The organism is Microbacterium sp. PM5, from assembly GCF_003293595.1.
Classification (GTDB): Bacteria; Actinomycetota; Actinomycetes; order Actinomycetales; family Microbacteriaceae; genus Microbacterium.
This window is the reverse complement of sequence record NZ_CP022162.1, coordinates 2,948,121-2,971,521: the sequence shown is the minus strand read 5'-3', so window position 1 is coordinate 2,971,521 and position 23,401 is coordinate 2,948,121. Positions and strand designations below refer to the sequence as shown.

23 protein-coding genes are annotated in these 23,401 nt (G+C 68.8%); 3 read left to right on the top strand and 20 right to left on the bottom strand.

The window, feature by feature from the left end:
* Positions 1–15: 15 nt before the first annotated feature.
* The 5 genes from CEP17_RS14040 to CEP17_RS14020 form a co-directional block, all read right to left on the bottom strand.
* A complete protein-coding gene (locus tag CEP17_RS14040; RefSeq protein WP_112932672.1) occupies positions 16–2,772 on the bottom strand; it encodes an FtsK/SpoIIIE domain-containing protein in 2,757 nt (918 codons plus the stop codon).
* 66 nt (positions 2,773–2,838) lie between these two features.
* Positions 2,839–3,627, bottom strand: coding sequence for a protein phosphatase 2C domain-containing protein (locus CEP17_RS14035; RefSeq protein ID WP_039414538.1), 789 nt, complete (start codon positions 3,625–3,627; stop codon positions 2,839–2,841).
* A gap of 9 nt (positions 3,628–3,636) precedes the next feature.
* Positions 3,637–5,628, bottom strand: a complete 1,992-nt coding sequence (locus tag CEP17_RS14030) for an ABC transporter ATP-binding protein (RefSeq protein ID WP_275427294.1) — start codon at positions 5,626–5,628, stop codon at positions 3,637–3,639.
* Positions 5,628–7,358, bottom strand: coding sequence for an ABC transporter ATP-binding protein (locus tag CEP17_RS14025; RefSeq protein ID WP_112932670.1), 1,731 nt, complete (start codon positions 7,356–7,358; stop codon positions 5,628–5,630). Before CEP17_RS14025 ends, CEP17_RS14030 begins: the two co-directional genes overlap by 1 nt.
* A gap of 120 nt (positions 7,359–7,478) precedes the next feature.
* Positions 7,479–8,180, bottom strand: a complete 702-nt coding sequence (locus CEP17_RS14020) for a DUF5684 domain-containing protein (protein WP_036316033.1) — start codon at positions 8,178–8,180, stop codon at positions 7,479–7,481.
* A 176-nt stretch (positions 8,181–8,356) separates the two neighbouring features.
* On the opposite strand from CEP17_RS14020, the gene CEP17_RS14015 reads away from it, so the two are divergent.
* Complete coding sequence (locus tag CEP17_RS14015) at positions 8,357–8,818, top strand: DUF4282 domain-containing protein (RefSeq protein WP_036316030.1); 462 nt, start codon at positions 8,357–8,359, stop codon at positions 8,816–8,818.
* Here the strand turns inward: CEP17_RS14015 and yaaA are convergent, their stop codons facing one another.
* The 13 genes from yaaA to prmC all read right to left on the bottom strand — a co-directional run bounded on the left by yaaA (position 8,819) and on the right by prmC (position 19,897).
* Complete coding sequence (yaaA, locus tag CEP17_RS14010) at positions 8,819–9,568, bottom strand: peroxide stress protein YaaA (protein ID WP_112932669.1); 750 nt, start codon at positions 9,566–9,568, stop codon at positions 8,819–8,821.
* Between the two features lie 94 nt (positions 9,569–9,662).
* Entirely contained in the window at positions 9,663–9,923 is a 261-nt protein-coding gene (locus CEP17_RS14005; RefSeq protein WP_039414524.1) for a F0F1 ATP synthase subunit epsilon, read from the bottom strand.
* A 1-nt stretch (position 9,924) separates the two neighbouring features.
* Entirely contained in the window at positions 9,925–11,379 is a 1,455-nt protein-coding gene (gene atpD / locus CEP17_RS14000) for a F0F1 ATP synthase subunit beta (RefSeq protein ID WP_039414521.1), read from the bottom strand.
* A 24-nt stretch (positions 11,380–11,403) separates the two neighbouring features.
* Complete coding sequence (locus tag CEP17_RS13995) at positions 11,404–12,318, bottom strand: F0F1 ATP synthase subunit gamma (protein ID WP_036317403.1); 915 nt, start codon at positions 12,316–12,318, stop codon at positions 11,404–11,406.
* A 29-nt stretch (positions 12,319–12,347) separates the two neighbouring features.
* The gene (atpA, locus tag CEP17_RS13990) at positions 12,348–13,988 is read right to left on the bottom strand and encodes a F0F1 ATP synthase subunit alpha (protein ID WP_039414518.1); all 1,641 of its coding nucleotides are present in this window, start codon (positions 13,986–13,988) and stop codon (positions 12,348–12,350) included.
* Between the two features lie 15 nt (positions 13,989–14,003).
* Positions 14,004–14,792, bottom strand: a complete 789-nt coding sequence (locus CEP17_RS13985) for a F0F1 ATP synthase subunit delta (protein ID WP_036317401.1) — start codon at positions 14,790–14,792, stop codon at positions 14,004–14,006.
* On the bottom strand, positions 14,792–15,328 hold the full coding sequence (locus CEP17_RS13980) for a F0F1 ATP synthase subunit B (RefSeq protein WP_112932668.1): 537 nt from the start codon (positions 15,326–15,328) through the stop codon (positions 14,792–14,794). The genes CEP17_RS13985 and CEP17_RS13980 overlap by 1 nt, the downstream gene beginning before the upstream one ends.
* 29 nt (positions 15,329–15,357) lie before the next feature.
* On the bottom strand, positions 15,358–15,591 hold the full coding sequence (gene atpE / locus CEP17_RS13975) for an ATP synthase F0 subunit C (RefSeq protein WP_005048632.1): 234 nt from the start codon (positions 15,589–15,591) through the stop codon (positions 15,358–15,360).
* Positions 15,592–15,640: 49 nt separating this feature from the next.
* Positions 15,641–16,510 (bottom strand): F0F1 ATP synthase subunit A, encoded by an 870-nt coding sequence (gene atpB, locus CEP17_RS13970; RefSeq protein WP_112932667.1) that lies wholly within the window; start codon positions 16,508–16,510, stop codon positions 15,641–15,643.
* 45 nt (positions 16,511–16,555) lie between these two features.
* Positions 16,556–17,092, bottom strand: coding sequence for a hypothetical protein (locus CEP17_RS13965; RefSeq protein ID WP_112932666.1), 537 nt, complete (start codon positions 17,090–17,092; stop codon positions 16,556–16,558).
* Positions 17,089–18,270 (bottom strand): MraY family glycosyltransferase, encoded by a 1,182-nt coding sequence (locus tag CEP17_RS13960; RefSeq protein ID WP_112932665.1) that lies wholly within the window; start codon positions 18,268–18,270, stop codon positions 17,089–17,091. The genes CEP17_RS13965 and CEP17_RS13960 overlap by 4 nt, the downstream gene beginning before the upstream one ends.
* Positions 18,267–18,962 (bottom strand): L-threonylcarbamoyladenylate synthase, encoded by a 696-nt coding sequence (locus CEP17_RS13955; RefSeq protein WP_112932664.1) that lies wholly within the window; start codon positions 18,960–18,962, stop codon positions 18,267–18,269. Before CEP17_RS13955 ends, CEP17_RS13960 begins: the two co-directional genes overlap by 4 nt.
* A gap of 53 nt (positions 18,963–19,015) precedes the next feature.
* Positions 19,016–19,897, bottom strand: a complete 882-nt coding sequence (prmC, locus tag CEP17_RS13950; RefSeq protein ID WP_112932663.1) for a peptide chain release factor N(5)-glutamine methyltransferase — start codon at positions 19,895–19,897, stop codon at positions 19,016–19,018.
* A gap of 178 nt (positions 19,898–20,075) precedes the next feature.
* On the opposite strand from prmC, the gene cysK reads away from it, so the two are divergent.
* Positions 20,076–21,014, top strand: coding sequence for a cysteine synthase A (gene cysK, locus CEP17_RS13945; RefSeq protein ID WP_036317977.1), 939 nt, complete (start codon positions 20,076–20,078; stop codon positions 21,012–21,014).
* Positions 21,015–21,022: 8 nt separating this feature from the next.
* Positions 21,023–21,628, top strand: coding sequence for a serine O-acetyltransferase EpsC (gene epsC / locus CEP17_RS13940; protein WP_036285880.1), 606 nt, complete (start codon positions 21,023–21,025; stop codon positions 21,626–21,628).
* Positions 21,629–21,874: 246 nt separating this feature from the next.
* Here epsC and CEP17_RS13935 read toward each other — a convergent pair whose 3' ends face one another.
* Positions 21,875–22,279 carry a phage holin family protein gene (locus tag CEP17_RS13935; protein ID WP_036317974.1) on the bottom strand — a complete coding sequence of 135 codons (405 nt, stop codon included), beginning with the start codon at positions 22,277–22,279 and terminating at the stop codon, positions 21,875–21,877.
* Positions 22,280–22,324: 45 nt separating this feature from the next.
* On the bottom strand, positions 22,325–23,401 hold the full coding sequence (prfA, locus tag CEP17_RS13930; protein WP_112932662.1) for a peptide chain release factor 1: 1,077 nt from the start codon (positions 23,399–23,401) through the stop codon (positions 22,325–22,327).

Genomic DNA, 23,401 nt, shown 5'->3' with positions numbered 1-23,401 from the left:
CCGGTCCACGGCCGCTCACGGCCGGGGCAGCAGGACGCGCTGAGCGACGCCGTCCGGCGCGAGTCGCCAGGCGCGGCCGGCACCCGCAGCGGCGTAGACGGGCAGGTCCCGTCGGCCCGTGAGGGCACGATAGTCCGCGATGCACTCTGCGGCGACGACCAGCTCATGACGCGTGCGCAGTTCGCCCAGGAGCTTCCAGTGGGCGAGCCACTCCTCGGGCGTGCCGACGACGAGTGCCCGTCCCCCGGTCGCGCTGCACGTCGCGGCGTCGGCGACGCCGACGATCGGAACATCGCGTTCCACGCTCGCGCGATTCAGCGCGTCACGGGCGAACCCGGGCGCGACCACCAGACCGGCCGGGCCGGCTTCGCCGGGATTCCAGGTCGGCGGCGGGGAGGCGTGCCCTGGCGCGGTCGCGCGGGCGCCGTCGTGGAGGAACTGCACCAGGAGGCGACCCCATCGCCCCCGCCCGGGCGGCTGATCGCGGTCGTGGTCGGCCCCCTCACCCCCAGCCGCCACGTGGTCGGCGCGCGTCGCCAACGACAGGATGGCGCGGTGCGGAACCAGATCCAGCAGGCGGGCGAGCGGCCCTGCGCATCGCGCCGCCGAGAAGACCACGAGGCCTCCGGTCTGCCCCGCGTCACGCACGAGCCGCTCGATGCGCGACATCATCTCCGCCGCATAGTCGGTGGGATAGCGCGCCAGGAGCGCGTCGAGGTCGTCGACGACCACGCCCGTCCCCGCGCGCCGGTCCACGGCGGCGGCGACAGCGTCCCACGCAGCCTCGGGGTCGCCGGGGACCCACGTCGGCGCGTGCGGCAGCTGGCGGGCGACGGCGCGCAGCAAGGACGAGCGGCCGCTTCCCGGTGCTCCGATCACCGCCAGCGCCGTCGCCGCCCGCGGCAGCAGCACGGGCGCTTGGCGCTGCCGCTGCGGCTCGTCCGAGAGTCCCAGCGCGATACGACCGGTCACCGCTACCCGATCCAGCTCCACCGCGAGCGGGAGCGGAGGCAGCCACGGCGCCGTCGCGCGTTCGTCTCCCGCCGCGTCTCTGATCGCCGCGAGCGCCACCGGGGAGCATCGCGCCATCCGCACGCGCTGTGGATCGACGTCGGCCGCGCGACGCACGAGCGCCGTCCCTCGGGCATCGGCGCGGCCGGACAATCGCGCCGCGTCGTCGAGGCCGATCACGGCGCGCGAGTCTGCGGCATCGAGGGTACGCAGTGCGATCCGCAGCGGTGCATTGGCGAGCAGCCCGTCACGGAAGGCTCCGGCCGCGCGCTGGGACGCCAGGATCGTATGGATGCCGAGTGCGCGCCCACGCGCCGCGACATCCGAGAACAGCTCGTGCATCTCGGGGTGAGCGCCGACCAGCGCGGCGAACTCGTCCACGATCACGACGAGTCGCGGCAGCGCCCCCGGGGCCTCGTCCACATCTCGGGCATCGTGAGCGGCGAGGACGCGTTCTCGGCGCCGGATCTCGGCTCGCAGGCTCTCGACCGCCCGCACGGCCGCACGGTCATCGAGATCGGTGACGACGCCGGTGACGTGCGGAAGAACGGTGAGGGCGTCGAAGGTGCGGCCGCCCTTGAAGTCGATGAGAAGAAGGCAGACCTCCCCGACATCTCGACCGCGACACAGGCCGGCCGCCCACGTGACGAGCAGCTCGCTCTTGCCGGAGCCGGTCATGCCCACCACGACGGCGTGGGGTCCGTCGGCCACGAGGTCGACGGTGACGATCTCCCCTGCGCTCACACCGATGGCGGCGCTCAGTCCCGGGCCGGCGCGACCGCCGACGAGCTCCTCGAACCCCACGGGAGCGTCGCCGCGGTGGCCCAGCTCACGCGCGCGTTCCGACAGCATCGCCGCGACCTCGGCTGCCTGCACCGCTGACAACGCTTCGATCCGCACCGTCCGCGTCGAGCCCTCATGGTCCAGGACGGCTTCGTCGCCGCCCACGAGGGTCAGAACGGCGCGACAGCGCGGCGGCGGCGGCGCGTCGCCCGCCACGACGACGATCGGGATCTGCGCATCCGAAGGGAGGCGGGCCGCGCCCTCCGCGACCACGAGAGCATCGCCGGCGCTCGCGAACGCGTGCGGGAGCGGCACGTGACCCACGATCGCCTCCACGGCGTCGAGGTCGACGATCCGGACGCGGCCGGGAGCATGGACGAGGCAGATCTGCATCACGAGCCCTCGGACCACCGCCGTTGTCTGTGTGAGAGGACCGCGTACGGCCAGCCCCGCCCGCAGGGGCACGGTCACGGGCGCATCATCGAGGCGCCGAGCTCGCCGTCGCACCTCACGCGCGGCATCGTCGGCGGGCTCACCCTCGATCCGCAGGCTGCTCGGCCCCTCTCCACGCCCGACCACCAGCACCTCCTCGCGGCCGGGCACCGAACGCCATACCTCCGCCTCATCGGCGCACAGCGTCGCCACGTCGGGCGTGCGCCGCCACGCTCCACGCCGCTCCGCGTCGTGGCGCCGATCGACCGCTTCGTCCAGGTGCGCCAGCAGACGGAGGTGTTCGCGGCGCGCACGCCGCCGAACACGCCTGGTCGTCCGCAGCCCGTCGACGAAGGACGCCACCGCGACGAGCGGCCCGAGAGCTGCGAACCAGAGGGCGTGGGCCGACCCCGTGACGCGCCACAGCACGAGCGCACCGACGACGGGAACAATGGCGGTCACGACCGGCAGCGGTGCCCGCGCCGGCGGTGTCGGGGCGGGCGGAAGGCGCAGCGGCTCGTCGTCGAGATCGTCGACATCGGTCATGTCGGCAGTCAAGCGCGCCGGCGCCACGAGGCGACGCGCACCGGAGCGACCGGTGCGCGAAGGACGTCAGTCCGTCGCTGGGGAGGAACCGGTGCGGTGCACGTTCAGGACGATGATCGTGATGTTGTCGCGACCGCCGTTCTCCAGCGCAGCGTCGAGCATGTCAGCCGCTGCGGCGGCCGGATCGTCGTGCTGCAGGAGGAAGTGCAGGATGCCGTAGTCCGTCAGCTCCTTGGTGAGGCCGTCGCTGCAGATCACGAAGCGGTCGCCGTCGATGACCTCGAGTCGCACGTAGTCGGGCGCGACGCCGTCGGAGGGACCGACGGCGCGTGTGATCACGTTTCCGTAGGGGTGGTTCTCGGCCTCTTCAGGGCTGAGCCGCCCCGCGGCGATGAGCTCTTGGACGACGGAATGATCGGTCGTGACCTGGGCGAGGCCGCCGTCGCGGAAGAGATAGACCCGCGAGTCGCCGATGTTGAGGGTCACCCACGTGGGCTCGGGGGTGGAGGTGTCGAGGTAGACCCCGGTCACCGTCGTCCCCGTGCCGTCATCGGTGGCTTCGGGGTGCGAGGCGATGTCGCCGACGGCCTTGGAAAGCGCCTTCTCGATGTTCTTCGGGCTGACCTCGCCTTTGCCGACCATCGATTCGAGGCGTGCGATCGTGCTGCTGCTGGCGATCTCACCGCCGATGTGGCCACCCATCCCGTCGGCGACCACGAACAGCGGATAGCGAGCGAGGACGGCATCCTGATTGATCTCTCGCCGACGGCCCGTATGGGTCAGCTCCGCCCACTGCAGGTCGACGGCACCGTCCGCGAGCGGGATGGTGCGCGAGTGAGTCGCGGCTTCGGGCACGGTCCCACTCTAGTGGACGGGTCGGGGCTGCACCCCGCCGACAGGCTGCGAAGCGGCGGCGTCGGCCTCGTCGTCGACCGGAGCCTCGAACTGGGCATCGTAGAGGCGGCGGTACGCGCCGTGGGCGGCGAGCAGCTGCTCGTGGGTGCCCTGTTCGACGATCGTGCCGTTCTCCATGACGAGGATGAGGTCGGCGTCGCGAATCGTCGACAGGCGATGCGCGATGACGAACGCGGTGCGGTCGGCCCGCAGCCGCGACATGGCGCGCTGGATGAGCAACTCGGTGCGTGTGTCGACCGAACTCGTCGCCTCATCGAGGATCAGGATCCTCGGATCCGCCAGGAACGCGCGGGCGATCGTGATCAGCTGCCGCTCCCCCACCGACAGATTCGTCGCTTCGTCGTCGAGCACGGTGTCGTAGCCGTCGGGCAGGGCGTGCACGAAACGATCGACGTACGCGGCCGTCGCTGCCTCGACGATGTCCTCCTCGGAGGCGTCGGGTCTGCCGTAGGCGATGTTCTCGCGAATGGTTCCGGAGAACAGCCAGGTGTCTTGCAGCACCATGCCCGTGCGTGCGCGCAGGTCGTCCCGGGTCATCCGCCGAGTGTCCAGCCCGCCCAGGGCGATGACACCGGCATCCACGTCGTAGAAGCGCATGATCAGGTTCACCAGCGTCGTCTTGCCGGCGCCCGTCGGACCGACGATGGCGACGGTGCTGCCCGGGCGGGCGTGCATCGACAGCCCGTCGATCAGGGGCTTGTCAGATGCATAGCGGAACGAGACGTCCTCGAAGGCCAGGTCTGCGGTGTCGGCGGGAACGCTGTCCGCCGGGGTGGGATCGGGCGTCTGCTCGGGTTCATCGAGAAGCTCGAAGACGCGCTCGGCGCTGGCAACGCCGGACTGCAGCAGGTTGGCCATCGAGCCCAGTTGGCTGAGCGGCTGGGTGAACTGTCGCGAGTACTGGATGAAGGCCTGCACGTCGCCGATCGACAGCACCCCGGCGGCGACCTGCAGGCCGCCCGCCACCGCGATGGCGACGTAGACCAGGTTGCCGATGAACATCATGGCCGGCATGATCACGCCGGAGAGGAACTGCGCGCCGAAGCTCGCGCGATAGACCTCGTCGTTCTCCGCGGCGAAGTCCTGCTCGACGGCCCGCTGGTGGCCGAACACCTTCACGATCGCATGGCCGGAGAAGGTCTCTTCCACACGCGCGTTCAGGATGCCGGTCGCCTTCCACTGGGCGACGAAGAGCTTCTGCGAGCGGCGCGCGACGAGCATCGTCACGATCACCGTCAACGGAATGGTCACGAGCGCGATGACCGCCAGAAGCGGGGAGATGATGAACATCATCGCGAGCACGCCGATCACCGTCAGCAGCGACATGATCACCTGCGACAGCGTCTGTTGCATCGACTGGCCGATGTTGTCGACGTCATTGGTGACGCGACTGAGCAGCTCCCCGCGCTGCACGCCATCGAAGTACGCGAGTGGCAGACGATGGACCTTCTCTTCGACGCGCACACGGAGCCGGTGCATCGCGCGCTGCACGATGCCGTTGAGCAGGCGCGCCTGCAGCCAGTTGAACAGCGCGGCGAAGATGTAGATCGCCAGCACCGCGATGAGGATCGCCCCCAGTCGCGACATGTCGATGCCCGCTCCGGGCGTGAAGTCCATCGCCGAGAGCATGTCGGCCTGCTGCTGGTTGCCGCTGGCGATCAGCTGATCGATGACCTGCTGTTTCGTGGCCCCGGCCGGCACCTGCATCGAGATGAAGCCCGCGAACACGACGTTGGTGCCGTCGCCGAGGATTTTCGGACCGAGCACCGACAGACCCACTGACAGCACACCGAGCAGGAACACCAGTGCCAGGCTGGCACGATCAACACGCAACGTGCCCAGCAGCCGCCGCGCACTCGGACCGAAGTTCTGCGCCTTCTGGACGGGCGCACCGCCCGCCATCGGACCGCCGCGCGGTCCTCGAGGTCCCGGACCGCTCATCATGCCTCCTGCGCCGCGAGCTGCGACTCGACGATCTCGCGGTACGTCTCGTTGGTCTCCACCAGCTCGTCGTGCGTGCCGCGTCCGACCATCCGGCCGTGATCGAGCACGACGATCTGGTCCGCGTGGCGGATGGTCGATACCCGCTGCGCGACGACGATCCGCGTCGCCTCGGGAAGATGCGCATCGAGCGCGCGACGAAGGGCGGCGTCGGTCCGCAGGTCGAGCGCGGAGAACGAGTCGTCGAAGATGTAGATCTCGGGCTGCCGCGCCAATGCCCGAGCGATCGCGAGGCGCTGGCGCTGGCCACCCGAGACGTTGGTGCCGCCCTGCGCTATCGGGGCGTCCAGTCCGCCCGGCAGGGCCGCGACGAAGTCCTTCGCCTGCGCAAGATCCAGCGCCGCCCAGAGCTGCGCGTCGCTGGCGGCGGCGTCGCCGTAGCGGAGGTTGGACGCGACGGTGCCGGCGAACAGGAATGCGCGCTGGGGGACGAGACCGACGCGGGCCCAGAGGTCGTCGGGATCGAGCTCGCGGACGTCGACACCGTCGACGGTGACCGCTCCCCCCGTGACGTCGAAGAGCCGAGCGATGAGGCCGACGAGCGTCGACTTTCCTGCGCCGGTCGAACCGATGATCGCCGTCGTGGTTCCGGGTTCGGCGGCGAAGGCGATGCCCTGGAGCACTGGCGACTCGGCACCGGGGTAGGTGAACTCGACGTCGTCGAAGACGACGCGTCCCCCGGCCCCGGCGGCTCGCACGGGCGCCTCGGGGGCGTGCACGGACGGCTCCGTCTCCAGCACGGCTCCGATGCGATCGGCGCACACCGCCGCGCGCGGGATCATCACGAACATGAACGTCGCCATCATGACACCCATGAGGATCTGCATCATGTAGCTCAGGAACGCGAACAGCGTGCCGATCTGCACGCCGTTGTTCTGCACCTCGGCGGCCCCGAACCAGATGATCGCCACCGAGGACAGGTTCATGACGAGCATGACCGCCGGGAACATCACGGCCATGAGGTTTCCGGCGCGAAGGGCGGTTTCCATCACGTCCTCGCTGGCGCGCGTGAAGCGGTGCCGTTCCTCGTTCTCTCGGACGAAGGCGCGGACGACGCGGATGCCGGTGAGCTGCTCGCGCATGATCTGGTTGAGCCGGTCGATGCGCGCCTGCATGGTGGTGAAGGCGGGGACCATCCGCACGACCACCAGCGACACGATCACCAGCAGCACGGGCACCGACACCGCCACCAGCCACGACAATCCCGCGTCCTGGCGCACCGCCATCACGATGCCTCCGATCGCGAGCATCGGCGCGGAGACCATCACGGTCGCCGACATCTGAACGAGCATCTGCACCTGCTGGACGTCGTTCGTGTTGCGGGTGATCAGCGACGGCGCCCCGAACTGCCCGACCTCGCGCTGCGAGAAGGCGACGACGCGGCGGAAGAGATCGGCGCGCACCGCACGACCGAGGCCCATCGCCAGCCGCGAACCGAAGTACACCGCGACCAGCGAACAGACGATCTGGACGACGCTGATCCCGAGCATCACGCCGCCGGTCCGCCAGATGTAGCCGATGTCGCCCGTGATCACGCCGTTGTCGATGATGTCGGCATTGAGCGTGGGCAACAGCAGCGACGCGACCGATTGGCCGAGCTGGAAAATCACCACCAGGAGGAGCAACGGCCACGTGGGCGCGAGATAGCGCACGAGGATCCTGCCGAGCACGGCGCCGCCTTTCCGCGCCCGCCACAACAAGCGCGAATCGACGCTACGCCCGCCGGGCTGCCACGCTCAACCGCCCGGGTGCGCTGTCAGCGAACCCGGGCGGTTGAGCGGTGAGGACGATCAGGAGCGCGGCGGCTCCGGAGCGGTCGGCGGCTCCGCGGTCGGCGGTTCCGTGGTCGGCGGCTCGGGAGCAGCAGGCGGTGCGGTGGCTGCCGGCGGCGCGGGCGGCTGATATCCGGCCGGAGGCGCCGGCGGCTGGTAACCCGCCGGCGGCTGGTAACCCGCAGGAGGGGTGTAGCCCGCGGGCGCCGCCGACGTCTGGACGGGAACGCCCTGCCAGACGGTGCGGTCGGCGAGGAAGCCGTTCGCCGCCCACGGCGCGGGCGGCACGTTCGGGTTCCAGCGCGACTTGTCGAAGGCGAGGATGCCGAGCCACACGAGTCCGAGCAGGACGTAGAGGATGACCCAGGGCGTCTCCTTCTGAAGCTTCTGCCCCACGCGCCACGCGGCCAGGGCGCCCACGACGATCGGGAGCAGCGCGATGATCCAACCGAGAACGGGGACCTGGCTCAGCAGGCCCGACGCCACAACGGCGCCCAGCATGACCCATGGGCTGACATCGCCGAGCTTTGCGAACACCATGAAGTTGTAGATCGGCACCCAGGCGCGCCACTTGCCCTGGACTCCCGCCTTGTCGAAGATCTTCATCAGGAAGAACGCACTGATCACATAGCCGATCACCGCGAAGATGAAGACGAAGAACGCAAACACGATCAGGGCAGCTGCAGCGGCGGCAGCGCTCCCGCCCGAGTAATCATCCATGAGTACCTCCCCCGGCGATTCTCGCCGTCGAGCGCGACCACCCTGGCCGGCTCCGGCTCACATCGTATTGGTAGCGAGCACACCGGCGCGACGTCTCTTTCGCGCGCGTGTCCCCACCCGTCCGCGACGCAGCCGATAGCCTGGGCGCACTGCCGTCCGCGCCGGAAGGAACGCCGATGACCGAGTCCTCTCTCCCGCCGCTGCCGCCGCGTCCCGCGGAAGAGGTGGCGCGCGACACGGCATCCGGGGCGGGCATCGCCGGTGTCGACGACACGGGGGTTCCACGGCTGGTCGGCGACCTCGACGACATCGGTCGCGGCTTCCTCTCCGCCCTGTTCGACCTGTCGTTCACGCGGTTCATCACTCGCAGATTGGCAAGCGTCTTCTATCTCGTGGGCCTCGTCGCGATCGGCATCGCCTTCATCGCGACGTTCCTGTGGGGTCTCATCTCCGGCATCGGTTCGCTGTGGTGGAACCTGGGCGGTGGCATCGCGCTCATCCTGTCGACGTTGATCGTCGTTCCCGTCGTCGCGTTCCTCGCCGTCGTCGTGCTGCGCTTCATCATCGAGTCCGGGGTCGCCCTCGTGGCCATTGCCGAGAACACAGAACGAACCGCCGCCCACACCGCGCGCGACTGATCACACGACGAGATCGATCTCCCCCGGCGCGCCGTCCTGCAGCGTCACGCCCGCCGTCTCGGCCCACGCCAGGAGCGCCTCGCGCGTCGCGATGCGCGGGCGGGTTTCCGCGAGCCTTCTGACCAAGGCTCCCTTGCCGTGCTTGTTGAAGTGGTTGAGTGCGCGTGTCGCGCCGTCCTCGCCGATCGTCACCACGCGCACGTAGGCGGACGCCACGTCCGACGGAACGGGGCCGAGGGCGACGTACGCCTCGGAGCGCAGATCCAGGACGAACGACGGCGCGGCCGTGCGCAGAGCCTCGGTGACCTCACCCGCCCAGTGACGCCTCAGGGGCGGGATGCCGGGAAGCGCCGTTCCGGCGGCGAGCCGGTAGGTCGGGATCGCATCGAGCGCGGCGACCGGTCCGAACGGCGCGGAGTGGATGAGCACGTGAGCGCCCAGCCAGCGCCGCGACGCCGCGGTCAGGGTGGCAGCATCCAGCGCATCGAAGAGCACCCCCGTGTAGCGGTCGACCGCCGGCAACGTCGGTGCGCTGCGCAGCGTCGCATTGTGGGTGATGTCCTCGCGCTGGCGCCGCGACAGCTTGAGCACGTGCGCAGCGCGCTCCTCGTCGGCGCTCAATGCCACAAGGGCGTCCACGGCTGACTCGCGTGCGGCGCGGAGCTCGGGAAGCGCAAACCCGGCGATGTCGACAGCGCGCGGGCGACCGCCCGGGCGCTTGGTCTCCGACGGCGGCAACAGGATCAACATGGGTGCTCTCCTCGCGCACAACGAGAAACCACTCCCCGCTCGAGAGCGATGCCTCTCGAGCGGGGAGTGGTGACGGACAGTTCTCCGTGGGCGATCAGGACTCGAGCGCGGCGTGTCCGGCCACGATGGTCAGCTCATTGCCTTCCATCGAAAGGAAGCCGTCCTGCGCACTGGCGACGACCTTTGTACCGTCGGACTGCGTGATACGCACCTGGCCTTCGGCAAGGATCGCGAGGACGGGCTCGTGACCGGTCATGAAGCCGATCTCGCCCTCGACGGTCTTCGCCACGACGAGGTTCGCCTCGCCGTGCCAGACCTCCTCCTCCGCGGAGACGAGGGTGACGGTCAGCGCCATGTCAGCTGTTCTCCTTCTGGATCTGCGCCCACTTCTCCTCGACGTCGGAGATGCCGCCGACGTTGAAGAACGCCTGCTCGGCGACGTGGTCGAAGTCGCCCTTCACGATCGCGTCGAAGGACTCGATGGTCTCCTTGATCGGAACCGTGGAGCCTTCCACACCGGTGAACTTCTTCGCCATGTAGGTGTTCTGCGAGAGGAACTGCTGAATGCGGCGTGCGCGCGACACGACGATCTTGTCCTCTTCGGAGAGCTCGTCGACACCCAGGATGGCGATGATCTCCTGCAGTTCCTTGTTCTTCTGGAGGATCTGCTTGACCGCAGTGGCCACGCGGTAGTGGTCCTCACCGATGTAACGGGGGTCGAGGATCCGGCTGGTCGACGTCAGCGGGTCGATGGCGGGGTACAGACCCTTCGACGCGATCTCGCGCGAAAGCTCGGTCGTCGCGTCGAGGTGGGCGAACGTCGTCGCCGGGGCCGGGTCGGTGTAGTCGTCGGCCGGGACGTAGATCGCCTGCAGCGAGGTGATCGAGTGACCGCGGGTCGAGGTGATGCGCTCCTGGAGCACACCCATCTCATCGGCCAGGTTGGGCTGGTAGCCCACGGCGGACGGCATACGGCCGAGCAGCGTCGAGACCTCCGAGCCGGCCTGGGTGAAGCGGAAGATGTTGTCGATGAACAGCAGCACGTCCTGCTTCTGCACGTCGCGGAAGTACTCCGCCATCGTGAGGGCCGACAGAGCGACACGCAGACGCGTCCCCGGCGGCTCGTCCATCTGGCCGAAGACGAGGGCCGTCTTGTCGAAGACTCCCGCCTCCTCCATCTCGCCGATCAGGTCGTTGCCCTCACGGGTGCGCTCACCGACGCCGGCGAACACCGACACGCCGCCGTGGTCCTGAGCGACGCGCTGGATCATCTCCTGGATCAGGACGGTCTTGCCGACGCCGGCGCCGCCGAACAGGCCGATCTTTCCGCCCTGGACGTAAGGGGTGAGCAGGTCGATGGACTTGATGCCGGTCTCGAACATCTCGGTCTTCGACTCGAGCTGGTCGAAGTTCGGCGCCTGGCGGTGGATGCCCCAGCGCTCGGTGACCTCGATGGTCTCACCGGGGGCGGCGTTCAGCACGTCACCGGTGACGTTGAAGACCTTGCCCTTGGTGACGTCGCCGACGGGAACCGTGATGGGGCCGCCGGTGTCGCGCACTTCCTGACCGCGGACCATGCCGTCGGTGGGCTTGAGCGAGATGGCGCGCACCAGGTCGTCGCCGAGGTGCTGTGCGACCTCGAGCGTGATCTCGGTCGACTCGTCGCCGATCGTGATGGTCGTCTTCAGCGCGTTGTAGATGTCGGGGATCGCATCGTGCGGGAACTCGATGTCGACGACCGGGCCGGTGACGCGTGCAACGCGCCCGACGACCGTCGTCTCGGCCTTATCGGCGGTGGCGGTGGCAGTCATTGTCTGTCTCTTTCGGTGTGGTCGTTACTTGCCGGACGCCAGCGCGTCGGCGCCGCCGACGATCTCGGCGATCTGCTGAGTGATCTCGGCCTGACGCGCGTTGTTGCGCAGGCGGGTGTAGTCGGTGATGAGCTTGTCGGCGTTGTCGCTGGCGCTCTTCATCGCCTTCTGGGTCGCAGCGTGCTTCGCGGCCGACGACTGCAGAAGCGCGTTGAACACGCGGCTCTGCACGTACACCGGCAGCAGCGCATCGAGCACGACCTCGGGGCTGGGCTCGAACTCGTACAGCGGATAGACCTGACTGCTCGCTCCGGCGGACTCGACGACCTCGTCGGCCTCGACGACTTCCAGGGGCAGCAGACGCACGGTCTGCGGCTCCTGCGTCATCATGCTGACGAAGCGGTTGAACACGAGGTGGATCTCGTCGACGCCGCCCTGCTCCTGGCCACCGCGGTCGTAGGCGTCCAGAAGGGCGCCGGCGATCTGCTCCGCCGTGTTGAAGTGCGGCGTGTCGGTGTCACCCACCCACTCCCCTGCCGATGCCATCCGACGGAACTGGAAGTAGCCCACTGCCTTGCGCCCGACGAGGAAGTACTCGACCTCCTTGCCCTGCGAACGCAGCAGCTCGCCGAGCTGCAGCCCCTCGCGCAGGATCTGCGAGTTGAACGCGCCCGCCAGGCCCCGGTCCGAGGCGAAGATGACGACCGCCGACCGGCGGATCGTCTCGCGCTCGGTCGTCAGCGGGTGCTGCACGTTCGAATGCGTCGCCACGGCGGAGACGGCTCGCGTCACGGCCCGCGCGAAGGGCGAGGATGCGCGCACGCGCGCCATCGCCTTCTGGATGCGCGAAGCCGCGATGAGCTCCATCGCCTTCGTGATCTTCTTGGTCGTCTGAGCAGAAGCGATCTTCTGCTTGTAGACCCTGAGTTGTGCTCCCATGAGTTCTCGGTCTCAGATTGCGCCCGGCCTCAGCCGCGACGACCCTTGACGATCTGCTCCTGGTTCACGTCCTCCTCGTGCGCGGCGGCGACCTCTTCGTGACCCGGCTTGTTGATCGCCTGGCCCTTGCCGCCCTGGAACTCCAGGATGAACTCGTCGGTGACCTTGGTGAGCTCTGCGACGGTGGCGTCGTCGAGCACGTTGGTGTCACGCAGCGTGTCCAGGATGGTCGTGTTGCGCTTGAGGTAGTCGAGAAGGTCGCGCTCGAAACGGAGCACATCCTCGACCGCGATCGTGTCGAGCTTGCCGTTGGTGCCGGCCCAGATCGACACGACCTGCTCCTCGACGGGGTACGGGTCGTACTGGGGCTGCTTGAGCAGCTCGGTCAGACGGGCACCACGCTCGAGCTGGCGGCGCGAGGCCGCGTCCAGGTCGGAGGCGAACATCGCGAACGCCTCGAGCGAGCGGTACTGGGCCAGCTCGAGCTTGAGCGTTCCGGAGACCTTCTTGATCGACTTGACCTGGGCGTCACCGCCGACGCGAGAGACCGAGATACCCACGTCGACCGCGGGGCGCTGGTTGGCGTTGAACAGGTCGGACTGCAGGAAGATCTGGCCGTCCGTGATGGAGATCACGTTGGTCGGGATGTACGCCGAGACGTCGTTGGCCTTGGTCTCGATGATGGGCAGACCCGTCATCGATCCCGCGCCCAGCTCGTCGCTCAGCTTGGCGCAACGCTCCAGCAGACGCGAGTGGAGGTAGAAGACGTCACCGGGGTACGCCTCGCGGCCCGGCGGGCGGCGCAGCAGCAGCGACACGGCACGGTAGGCCTCGGCCTGCTTCGACAGGTCGTCGAAGATGATCAGGACGTGCTTGCCGCCGTACATCCAGTGCTGACCGATGGCCGAGCCGGTGTACGGGGCGAGGTACTTGAAGCCGGCCGGGTCGGATGCCGGGGCCGCGACGATCGTCGTGTACTCCATCGCGCCGGCATCCTCGAGCGCTCCCTTGACGGAGGCGATCGTCGAGCCCTTCTGACCGATCGCGACGTAGATGCAGCGCACCTGCTTGTTGACGTCGCCCGACTCCCAGTTGGCCTTCTGGTTGATGATCGTGTCGATCGCGATCGCGGTCTTGCCGGTCTGGCGGTCGCCGATGATCAGCTGACGCTGGCCACGTCCGACGGGGATCATCGCGTCGATGGCCTTGATGCCGGTCTGCATGGGCTCGTGCACGCTCTTACGCTGCATGACGCCGGGGGCCTGCAGCTCGAGGGCACGGCGGCCCTCGGTCGCGATCTCGCCGAGGCCGTCGATGGGGTTGCCCAGCGGGTCGACGACGCGCCCGAGGTAGCCATCGCCGACGGCGACGGAGAGAACCTCGCCGGTGCGGGTGACCTTCTGGCCTGCCTCGATGCCGGAGAACTCGCCGAGGACGACGACACCGATCTCGTTCTCGTCCAGGTTCAGCGCCAGACCCTCGACGCCGTTCTCGAATCGCACGAGCTCATTGGCCATGACGCCGGGAAGACCCTCGACGTGAGCGATGCCGTCGGCGGCGTCGACGACCGTGCCGACCTCGGTGGCGGCGGCGCCGGTGGGCTCGTAAGCGGCGACGAAGTCTTTCAGCGCGTCACGGATGACGTCGGGGCTGATGGTCAGATCTGCCATGGTGTTCCTTCTGTTCTAGCCAGCGAGGCGCTGGCGCAAGTCGTTGATTCGAGAGGAGACGGTGCCGTCGATGACGTCGTCACCGATCTCCACGCGCATACCGCCGAGCACCTCGGGATCGACGACCACGTTGACCGTGACGTCGGCGCCGTATCGGGTGCTGAGCGCGCCCGCGAGGCGCTCCTGCTGCGCGGCATCCAGCGGGCCCGCCACCCGCACGGTCGCGACCTTCTTGCCACGCTGATCGGCGACCAGCTGCAGCGCGCGGTTCAGAAGGAAGCGCACGCGGCGCTCCCGGGGCTGCTGCACGAGCTGGGACGCGATGAGCACCGTCGCCTCACCCGCGCGTCCGCCGAGGAGCTTCTCGATGAGCTCGCCCTTCGCAGCGGCATCGCCCAGGCGGCTGCCGAGCGCGAGCTCGAGCTCCGGGTTCGCCGCAACCAGGCGGGCGATCTGGAACAGCTCGCCCTCGACGTCGGTCGCGGGTGAGCCGATCGCAGCGGCGCGGATCGCGAGTTCCTCGATGCCGGAGATCAGATCCGTCGTGGACGACCAGCGCTGCGAGACGGCCGAGGTCAGCAGCTGGACCGCGACGGGGCTGTACCCGGCGAAGACGACCTTGGCGACCTGTGCCCGCGCCTCTGCGGGCGCACCCCACGAGGAGAGCGCGCCGCTCAGCTGCGCCGAGTCGGCGATCTCGCGCGCGGCCGAGAACAGCTCGCGAGCGACCGCGAGGTCCCCCACGTTCGCCGTCGTCAGCTCCGCCGTGGTCGTCGCCAGTGCCTGAGTGGTCGCGCTGCCCATTACTTCGCCTTCTCGAGGTCGGCGAGGAAGCGGTCCACGACGCCCTTCGCCTTGGCGTCGTCGGTCAGCGACTCGCCGATGACCCCGCCGGCCAGGTCGAGCGCCAGGGTGCCGACCTCGCTGCGCAGCGACACGAGCGCCGACTGGCGCTCCGCCTCGATCTGCGTGTGCGCGGTGGCGGTGAGGCGCGCGGCCTCGGCGGATGCCGTCTCTTTGGCCTCGGCGACGATCTTCTTGCCGTCCTCGCGGGCGGCGTCACGGATCTCGCCGGCCTCCTTGCGAGCCTCGGCGAGCTGCGCCGTGTACTCCTCAAGAGCGGCTTCGGCCTTTCGCTGGGCCTCGTCGGCCTTCGCGATGTTGCCTTCGATGGCGGCGGCGCGCTGATCCAGCAGCACCTTCATCTTGGGGAGGGCGACCTTCCACACAACGATGAGGATGACGACGAAGCAGACACCCGACCAGATGATGTCGTACCAGGCGGGGATGAGCGGGTTGTGACCCGACTCTTCCGCGGCGTACGCGACAAGATTGCGCATCCTGTCTCCTTAAGAACTGGTGCGGGCGATCAGACGAAGATGAAGCCGGCGGCGATGCCGATGAAGGCGAGCGCCTCGGTGAAGGCGATACCGATCCACATCAGGACCTGCAGGCGACCGGCCAGCTCGGGCTGACGGGCGACGCCCTCGATCGTCTTGCCGACGACGATGCCCACGCCGATGGCGGGGCCGATGGCGGCGAGGCCGTAGCCCATCGTCGCGACGTTGCCCTTGAGCTCGGCGAGAACCGTAATTGCGTCCACGGGGTGTTTCCTTTCGGGGTTGGGTGGGAGAGGCGGAAGCCGCTCCCGCTCAGTGCTCTTCTGCGACCGCGAGCTGGATGTAGACCGCGGTGAGGATGGTGAAGACGTACGCCTGGAGGAAGGCCACCAGGATCTCGAACAGCGTGAAGGCGAGACCGAAGGCGAGCGAACCCGCCGCCAGAGCCGACCACCAGCCACCGAGGGTGATGAGGAAGAACTGCGTCGCTGAGAAGAACAGGACGAGCATCAGGTGTCCGACGATCATGTTCATCAGCAGTCGCAGCGTCAGGGTGACGGGTCGGATGATGAACGTCGAGAGGAACTCGAGCGGCGTGACGATGATGTACAGGAACGGGGGCACGCCCGAGGGGAACAGTGCGTTCTTGAAGAAGTTCTTCGGGCTCTTCTTGATCCCGGCGTAGATGAACGTGACGTAGCTGATGACCGCCAGCATGAGCGGGACGGCGATGATGCTCGTGCCCGCCAGGTTCATGAACGGGATGATTCCTGTGATGTTGAAGAACAGGATCATGAAGAACATGGTCGTCAGGATCGGCAGGAACCGCTGGCCGTCCTTCTTGCCCAGCAGGTCTTCGGCGATGTTGACCCGCACGAAGTCGAGGCCCATCTCCGCGATGCTCTGGAACCGACCCGGAACCACGCGCATACGGCGAGTGCCGAGCCACAGGAAGAGCACGAGACCGATCGTCGCGATGAACTGGATGAGGTGGATCCGCGTGACCGGGACACCCAGGACGCTGAAAAGGACGTCCGGGAAGAACTCATCGATGGACGGGCCGTGGAAGCCGCCGTCTTCGGCGGTCTTGGCGATCAGTGTCGCAGCTTGGGTAAACAGCGCTGGCTCCAGCTTCGGGGCACCGGAGTGATCCGGTGCGACGATGGTCGGTGTGAGCGTCACTGCGCACGCGTTTCGCGGAGCGCGAACGGGCGCAGAGACAGCCTATCAGCCCCGCGGGGCATTATCGTCCGCGTGCGACGTACCGCTCGCGGCATCCCCCTCCTCCGGCGGTGCCGGCTGACGCGCCTCGTCGGCGATATCCGCAAGGGTGGGCAGCGTCACGTCGCTGACGGCAGGGATGCGCATCCGGGTCATGACGACCGCGTCGATGACGAGGGAAGCGACCACACTGACCACCAGCGCCACGAAGAAGACTCCGGGGTTGAGCCACGGCTGTCCCCTCAGCAGGAACAGCACGACCAGGAAGACGACGAACTTCAGGAGCCAGCCGCCCATGACGGCGCCGAAGAAGATCGGCACGTAGAGCGCGTCGCCGTACCACCGGTTCGCGATCAGTATGGTCCCCGCGGTGAAGCCGAGGAACACGGCGGCGAGGACGATGGCGATGATCGCACTCCACAGCCCGGAGGCGCCGGCGACGGCGAATCCGATGATCGCGCCGGCCACCGCGAGCGCGGCCGTGGCCGCGGCCGACCACAGCAGTGTGGTGCGCAGGACGGGGGTGCTGGAGAGGGAGGTCATGGATTCCTCGGGGTCGGATCGGACAACGTGGCGGCACCGGTCGGTGACGCGGGCGGACGCACGGACGGCTGCAGGGTGACGACGAGGCAGGCCGCGACGCCGATGAGGACGAAGACCACGCCGACCGTGTAATCGCCCGGCCACCCCTGGGTCGTGCCGATGTACATGAGCAGCACGCCCACCGAGACGACCGCGGTCCACGCGTAGAAGATGAGCACCGCATCACGATCGCTGTGTCCCATATCGAGCATGCGGTGGTGCAGGTGCTTGCGGTCGGGCGAGAACGGCGACTTGCCGCGAGCCATGCGACGCACGATCGCCATCCCGAAGTCGAGCAGCGGCAGGAGGACCACCACGACCGGCAGCAGGATCGGGATGAACGCGCCGAGCAGCTGCGAACGCCCGAACACGTCGTTGTCGCCCAGCAGCGCCGGCGGCAGGTTGCCCGTGAACACGATCGCCGACGACGCCATGAGAAGGCCGAGCAGCAGCGCTCCGGAGTCGCCCATGAACAGCTTCGACGGATTCCAGTTGAGGGGAAGGAACCCGATGCACACGCCGATCAGCGCGACGGCGATGAACGATGCCAGGCTCGAGTAACTCGACGCGCCGGTATCGCGGGCGACGAGATACGAGTAGACGAAGAAGACGGCGTTGGAGATGAGCGCGACGCCGGCGACGAGACCGTCGAGGCCGTCGATGAAGTTGACCGCGTTCATCACGATGACGATCGCCACGACCGACATCGCGAAGCTGGCGAAGCTCGACACGACGAACTGCTGGCCGAACGGGATGAAGAAGATCTGGATGCCGCCGAAGCCGACGACGATGCCGGCGGCCAGGAACTGCGCCCCGAGCTTGATCATCCAGTCCAGGTCGAAGAGGTCATCGGCGACGCCCACGACGACGATCAGTGCGGAGGCGCCCAGCAGCGACCAGATCACGGCGGGATCGGCCCAGAAGATGGAGAAGTACGGGATCTGCGACGACAGCGCGAAGGCGACGAGCACGCCGAGGAACATCGCGACGCCGCCGACGCGCGGCTTGGGTGTGGTGTGCACGTCGCGCTCGCGGATCTCGGGATAGAGCTTGAAGCGCATGCCGATCCGCCACACCGCCCACGTGAAGGCGAGCGTCGCCGCGCCCGTCAGCAGGACGGTGAGCAGATAGAACCTCATGACGCGGAGGCGTCGTCGAGCGGTTCGGGATCGGGTTCGAGCAGGTCACCGAGCACTTCGCGCAGGCGCGCGCGCGACACGGCGCCCTCACGCAGGACCCGGACGGGACGATCGCCGGCGCCGACCAGTCCGGTCGCGTCCACGATCGTCGAAGCGACGCCGTGCGTGGAGGGGCCGCCGTCCAGATACACCGCGACACTGTCACGCAGCATGTTGTAGGCGTTGTGCGCGTCGACGGCCGCGGCCTTGCCCGTGAGGTTGGCGCTGGAGACCGCGAGCGGCCCGCAGTCCTCCAACAGCTCGAGCGCGATGCGATCGGCGGGCATGCGCACCGCGACGGTGCCGTGCGTGTCTCCCAGATCCCACGACAGCGAGGGCTGCGACGGCAGCACGATCGTCAGCCCGCCGGGCCAGAATTCCTCGACGAGACGTTCGACCGGGGCCGGGACCTCCGCGACGAGCGCGCGCATCGTCGACAGACCGGCGACGAGCACCGGCGGTGGCGACTGCCTCCCGCGGCCCTTCGCGGCCAGGAGCGCGGCGACCGCGCTCGCACTGAAGGCGTCTGCGGCGATGCCGTAGACCGTGTCGGTCGGCATCACGATGAGCTCGCCGCGACCGATGGCCTGGCGCGCCTTGCGCAGCCCGGGAAGCAGCTGCTCGGCGTCGCGTGCGTCGAAGAACTCAGACATATCCCCACCAGTCTACGTTTCGAGCGGCTCGACGCGCTCAGCGACGGGAGCGGTCAGGGACGGATGGCCGTCGTCGCGCGGTCGCGGAGGGTGAGGTCGGGATGTGTGGCGCAGGCCCGCCACCCGGCCGCATCCAGGAGAGCACGGATGGGCGCTCCTTGCCACTCGCCATGCTCGATCACGAGCGTTCCGCCGGAACGCAGCAGGCGCAGACCGACCTCGGAGAGCACTCGGACGACGTCCAGGCCGTCCGCTCCGCCGTAGAGGGCGCTCGGAGGGTCCCAGTGTCGTACCTCCGGGTCACGCGGGATGGCGGCATCGGGAACGTAGGGCGGATTGGACACCAGCACCGCGACCGTGCCGTCGAGTTCGCGGAAGGCATCGGCGAGGTCGATGAACGCGAGTCGCGCCTGGGGGGCGTGGGCCGCGAAGTTCTCCTTCGCCCAGACATACGCGTCGACGGCGTTCTCTGCGGCGTGCACGCGCGCGTGCGGAACCTCGGTCGCCATTGCCAGGGCGATCGCCCCGGATCCCGTCCCGAGGTCGACGGCGATGGGCGCGGCATCCGGCACGGCACGCAACGCGTCGATCGCGAGTTGGGCGACCATCTCCGTCTCGGGACGCGGGACGAACACCCCGGGCCCGACGCGCAGTTCCAGATGGCGGAACGGTGCGACGCCGATGAGGTGCTGGAGAGGCTCCCTCGTCGCACGGCGGCGGATGAGCTCGTCGAACGCCGCGGTATCGTCCGGCGCCCGATCGCCGCGCAGAGCGGCGGCGAGCAGTTCACCCCGCGTAAGGGAGAGCACATGGGCGGCGAGCAGCTCGGCATCGACGTCGGGCGTGGGGACGCCCGCGGCGGCGAGGGTCGCCGATGCGGCGCGCAGCAGCGCGGACAGATCGGCGGGCGGGCCGGAGACAGGCGGAGAGGTCATCAGCTTCTCCACCCTAGCCGCGAGCGCTCGGACCCGCCGCGGGAGCCCCGCACCCACCGTGAAGATTCGTCACATTCGACTCGGGAATACAGGCGACGCTTAGGCTGGTTCGACACGCTGACGAGGGCGCGCACGAACGCGCGACCCGGCGACACCCGCCCCGCACGAAAGGCAAGCCATGTCCGGCATCCACTCCGACATCACGAGCGCATTCGGCAACACCCCACTGGTGCGCCTGAACCGCATCAGCGAGGGCCTGCCCGGCACGGTGCTCGCCAAGCTCGAGTTCTACAACCCCGCGTCCTCCGTGAAGGACCGTCTGGGCATCGCCATCGTCGATGCGGCCGAAGCCTCCGGTGCACTGCAGCCCGGCGGCACGATCGTCGAGGGCACGAGCGGCAACACCGGCATCGCACTGGCGATGGTCGGCGCCGCACGCGGCTACAAGGTCATCCTCACGATGCCGGCATCGATGTCGGTCGAGCGCCGCATGCTCCTGAAGGCATACGGGGCGGAGCTCGTGCTCACCGAGCCCGCACTCGGGATGAAGGGCGCGGTCGCGAAGGCCGAGGAGATCGCCGCCGCCACACCGGGCGCGGTCCTGGCCAAGCAGTTCGCGAACGAGGCGAACCCCGCCATCCACCGCAAGACGACGGCGGAGGAGATCCTCCGCGACACCGACGGGGAGATCGGCTACTTCGTCGCCGGCATCGGCACCGGCGGAACCATCACGGGTGTCGGCCAGGTCCTCAAGGAGCGCGTGCCCGAGGCGAAGGTCATCGCCGTCGAGCCCGCCGACTCCCCGCTGTTGACCAAGGGAACCCCCGGACCCCACAAGATCCAGGGCATCGGTCCCAACTTCATTCCGGAGATCCTCGACCAGGGCGTGATCGACGAGGTCGTGGATGTCGAGTTCGACGACGCCATCCGCGTGGCACGAGAGGTGGCGACCACCGAGGGGATCCTGGTCGGCATCTCGTCGGGCGCCGCCATCTGGGCAGCCCTGCAGATCGCCGCGCGTCCGGAGGCCGAGGGCAAGAACATCGTCGTGATCATCCCCTCCTTCGGCGAGCGCTACCTCTCCACCGCGCTCTACGAGCACCTGCGCGAGGACTGATCCCCCGCGTGAGTGGCACCTCTACCGATACCGCTGCGCCGCGGCTCGGGGCCTTCGCACGCGTCCGTGAAGACATCGCGGCCGCGAAGCTGAGAGACCCCGCAGCCCGCGGCGCAGCGGAGATCGCGGTTCTGTACTCCGGTCTGCACGCCATCTGGATCTACCGCGTCGCGCACGCGCTGTGGCGTCGCGGGTGGCGCTTTGCCGCGCGGGCTCTCTCCCAGGCGGCGCGGTGGGTGACGGGCGTGGAGATCCACCCCGGCGCGACGATCGGCCGCCGCTTCTTCATCGATCACGGCATGGGCGTGGTGATCGGTGAGACCGCCGAGATCGGCGACGACGTGATGCTCTACCACGGCGTGACGCTGGGCGGACGTACACGCGACGCCGGTAAGCGGCACCCCACCCTCGGTGACGGCGTCGCGGTCGGCGCGGGAGCGAAGATCCTCGGCCCGATCACGATCGGCGCCGGCTCGGTCGTCGGCGCCAATGCCGTCGTCACTCGCGATGCTCCCGCGGATTCCGTGCTGGTCGGCGTCCCCGCCACGGCTCGCTCCCGCCGCGCGGGGGAAGAGACGCGCGCGCTGCTGACGACGCCCGAGTACTTCATCTGAGACGCGCGCCGGGTGGCGATGCGGGTGATGGCCGCTGCTACGGGTGGCGGCGTGGGGTGCCGAGTAACGGTGACGGTGCGGATGCCGGTGGTGGCGGACGCCGGCCCGCCGTCCATGTCCCACAAAACGCTGGCGACACGCCGCCACAACAGCACCTTCCGGGACACTCGCCGCAGCAAAGGGGACAACGGTCACCGAAAGTGGGACGAGGACCACCGCGCCGCCACCACCGCCGGACCCGGCGCCTCAGCTCTCGCGTCGGTCCTGGACCTTCTTCTTCAGCAGCACGGCCGGCAGCAGGAACGCCGCGATCGCGGTGACGACCCAGACGATCATCGGCGCGACGATCCAGGTCCACCACGGGAGGCCGATGGTGAGTCCGGCGCCCGGGATGAGCGCTGTGACCACCAGCGCGACGAAGGTCGAGACGATCCCGATGCCGCCGAGGAAGGCGGGAGCGTTTCGCTGCGCCACCCGGGCCAACCACGGCGCGAGGACGCTCTGCAGCACGGCGAAGATGACGATTGCGAGAATGAACCCCACCGGGCTGCGCCAATCGATGCTGAAGCCCGGCAGCACGATGTCGGCGACGATGAGGCCGACCGCAGCGGAGGCGAGAAAGACGACGGCTCGCAGCAGGAACGTGATCATGACGCGAGCGTAGCGCCCCTCGGAGCCTCGATCCGTCCGCGGGGGTCAGTCGGCGCCCAGCGCCGCGAGTCGCGCCTCTTCGTCGGCGGCGATCGCCGACTCGATGAGCGGGCCGAGCGCCCCGTCCATCACCTGATCGAGGTTGTAGGCCTTGTAGCCCGTGCGGTGGTCCGCGATGCGGTTCTCGGGGAAGTTGTACGTGCGGATGCGCTCCGAACGGTCCATCCCCCGGATCTGCGAACGACGGGCATCGGATGCCGCGGCATCCCGCTCCTCCTGCTGCTTGGCGAGCAGGCGGGCGCGGAGCACGCGCATGCCGGCCTCGCGGTTCTGCAGCTGGCTCTTCTCGTTCTGCATCGACACGACGATGCCGGTGGGCAGGTGGGTGATGCGCACCGCGGAGTCGGTCGTATTGACCGACTGGCCGCCGGGACCGGAGGAGCGGAACACGTCGATCTTCAGGTCGTTGGGATCGATCTGCACCTCTTCGGGCTCATCGACCTCGGGAAAGACGAGCACGCCCGTCGTCGAGGTGTGGATCCGGCCCTGCGACTCGGTGGCGGGCACACGCTGCACGCGGTGCACCCCTCCCTCGTACTTCAAGTGCGCCCAGACACCCTGCGCCGGGTCGCTGGAGGAACCCTTGATCGCGACCTGGACGTCTTTGTAGCCCCCGAGGTCGGACTCGTTGCGCTCCAGCAGCTCGGTCTTCCAGCCCATGGATGCCGCGTACTGCAGATACATCCGCAGCAGATCGGCCGCGAACAGCGCCGACTCGGCTCCGCCCTCCCCCGCCTTGACCTCGAGGATGACATCGCGCGCATCGTCCGGATCGCGCGGGATGAGCAGGCGCCGCAGTTTCTCCTGCGCTGCAGCGACCCGCTCTTCGAGCGCCGGAACCTCCTCGGCGAAGGCGTCGTCCTCACGGGCGAGCTCACGCGCCGCCGCGAGGTCGTCGTCCGCCGCTCGCCACGCATCGTGGGCAGCGACGATCCGGGACAGCTCGGCGTAGCGACGATTGACGCGCTTGGCGCGCGCAGCATCGGCGTGCACAGCGGGGTCGGAGAGCTCCTCCTGAACCGCGCGGTGCTCGTCGATCAGCGCCTGGACGGACTCGAACAC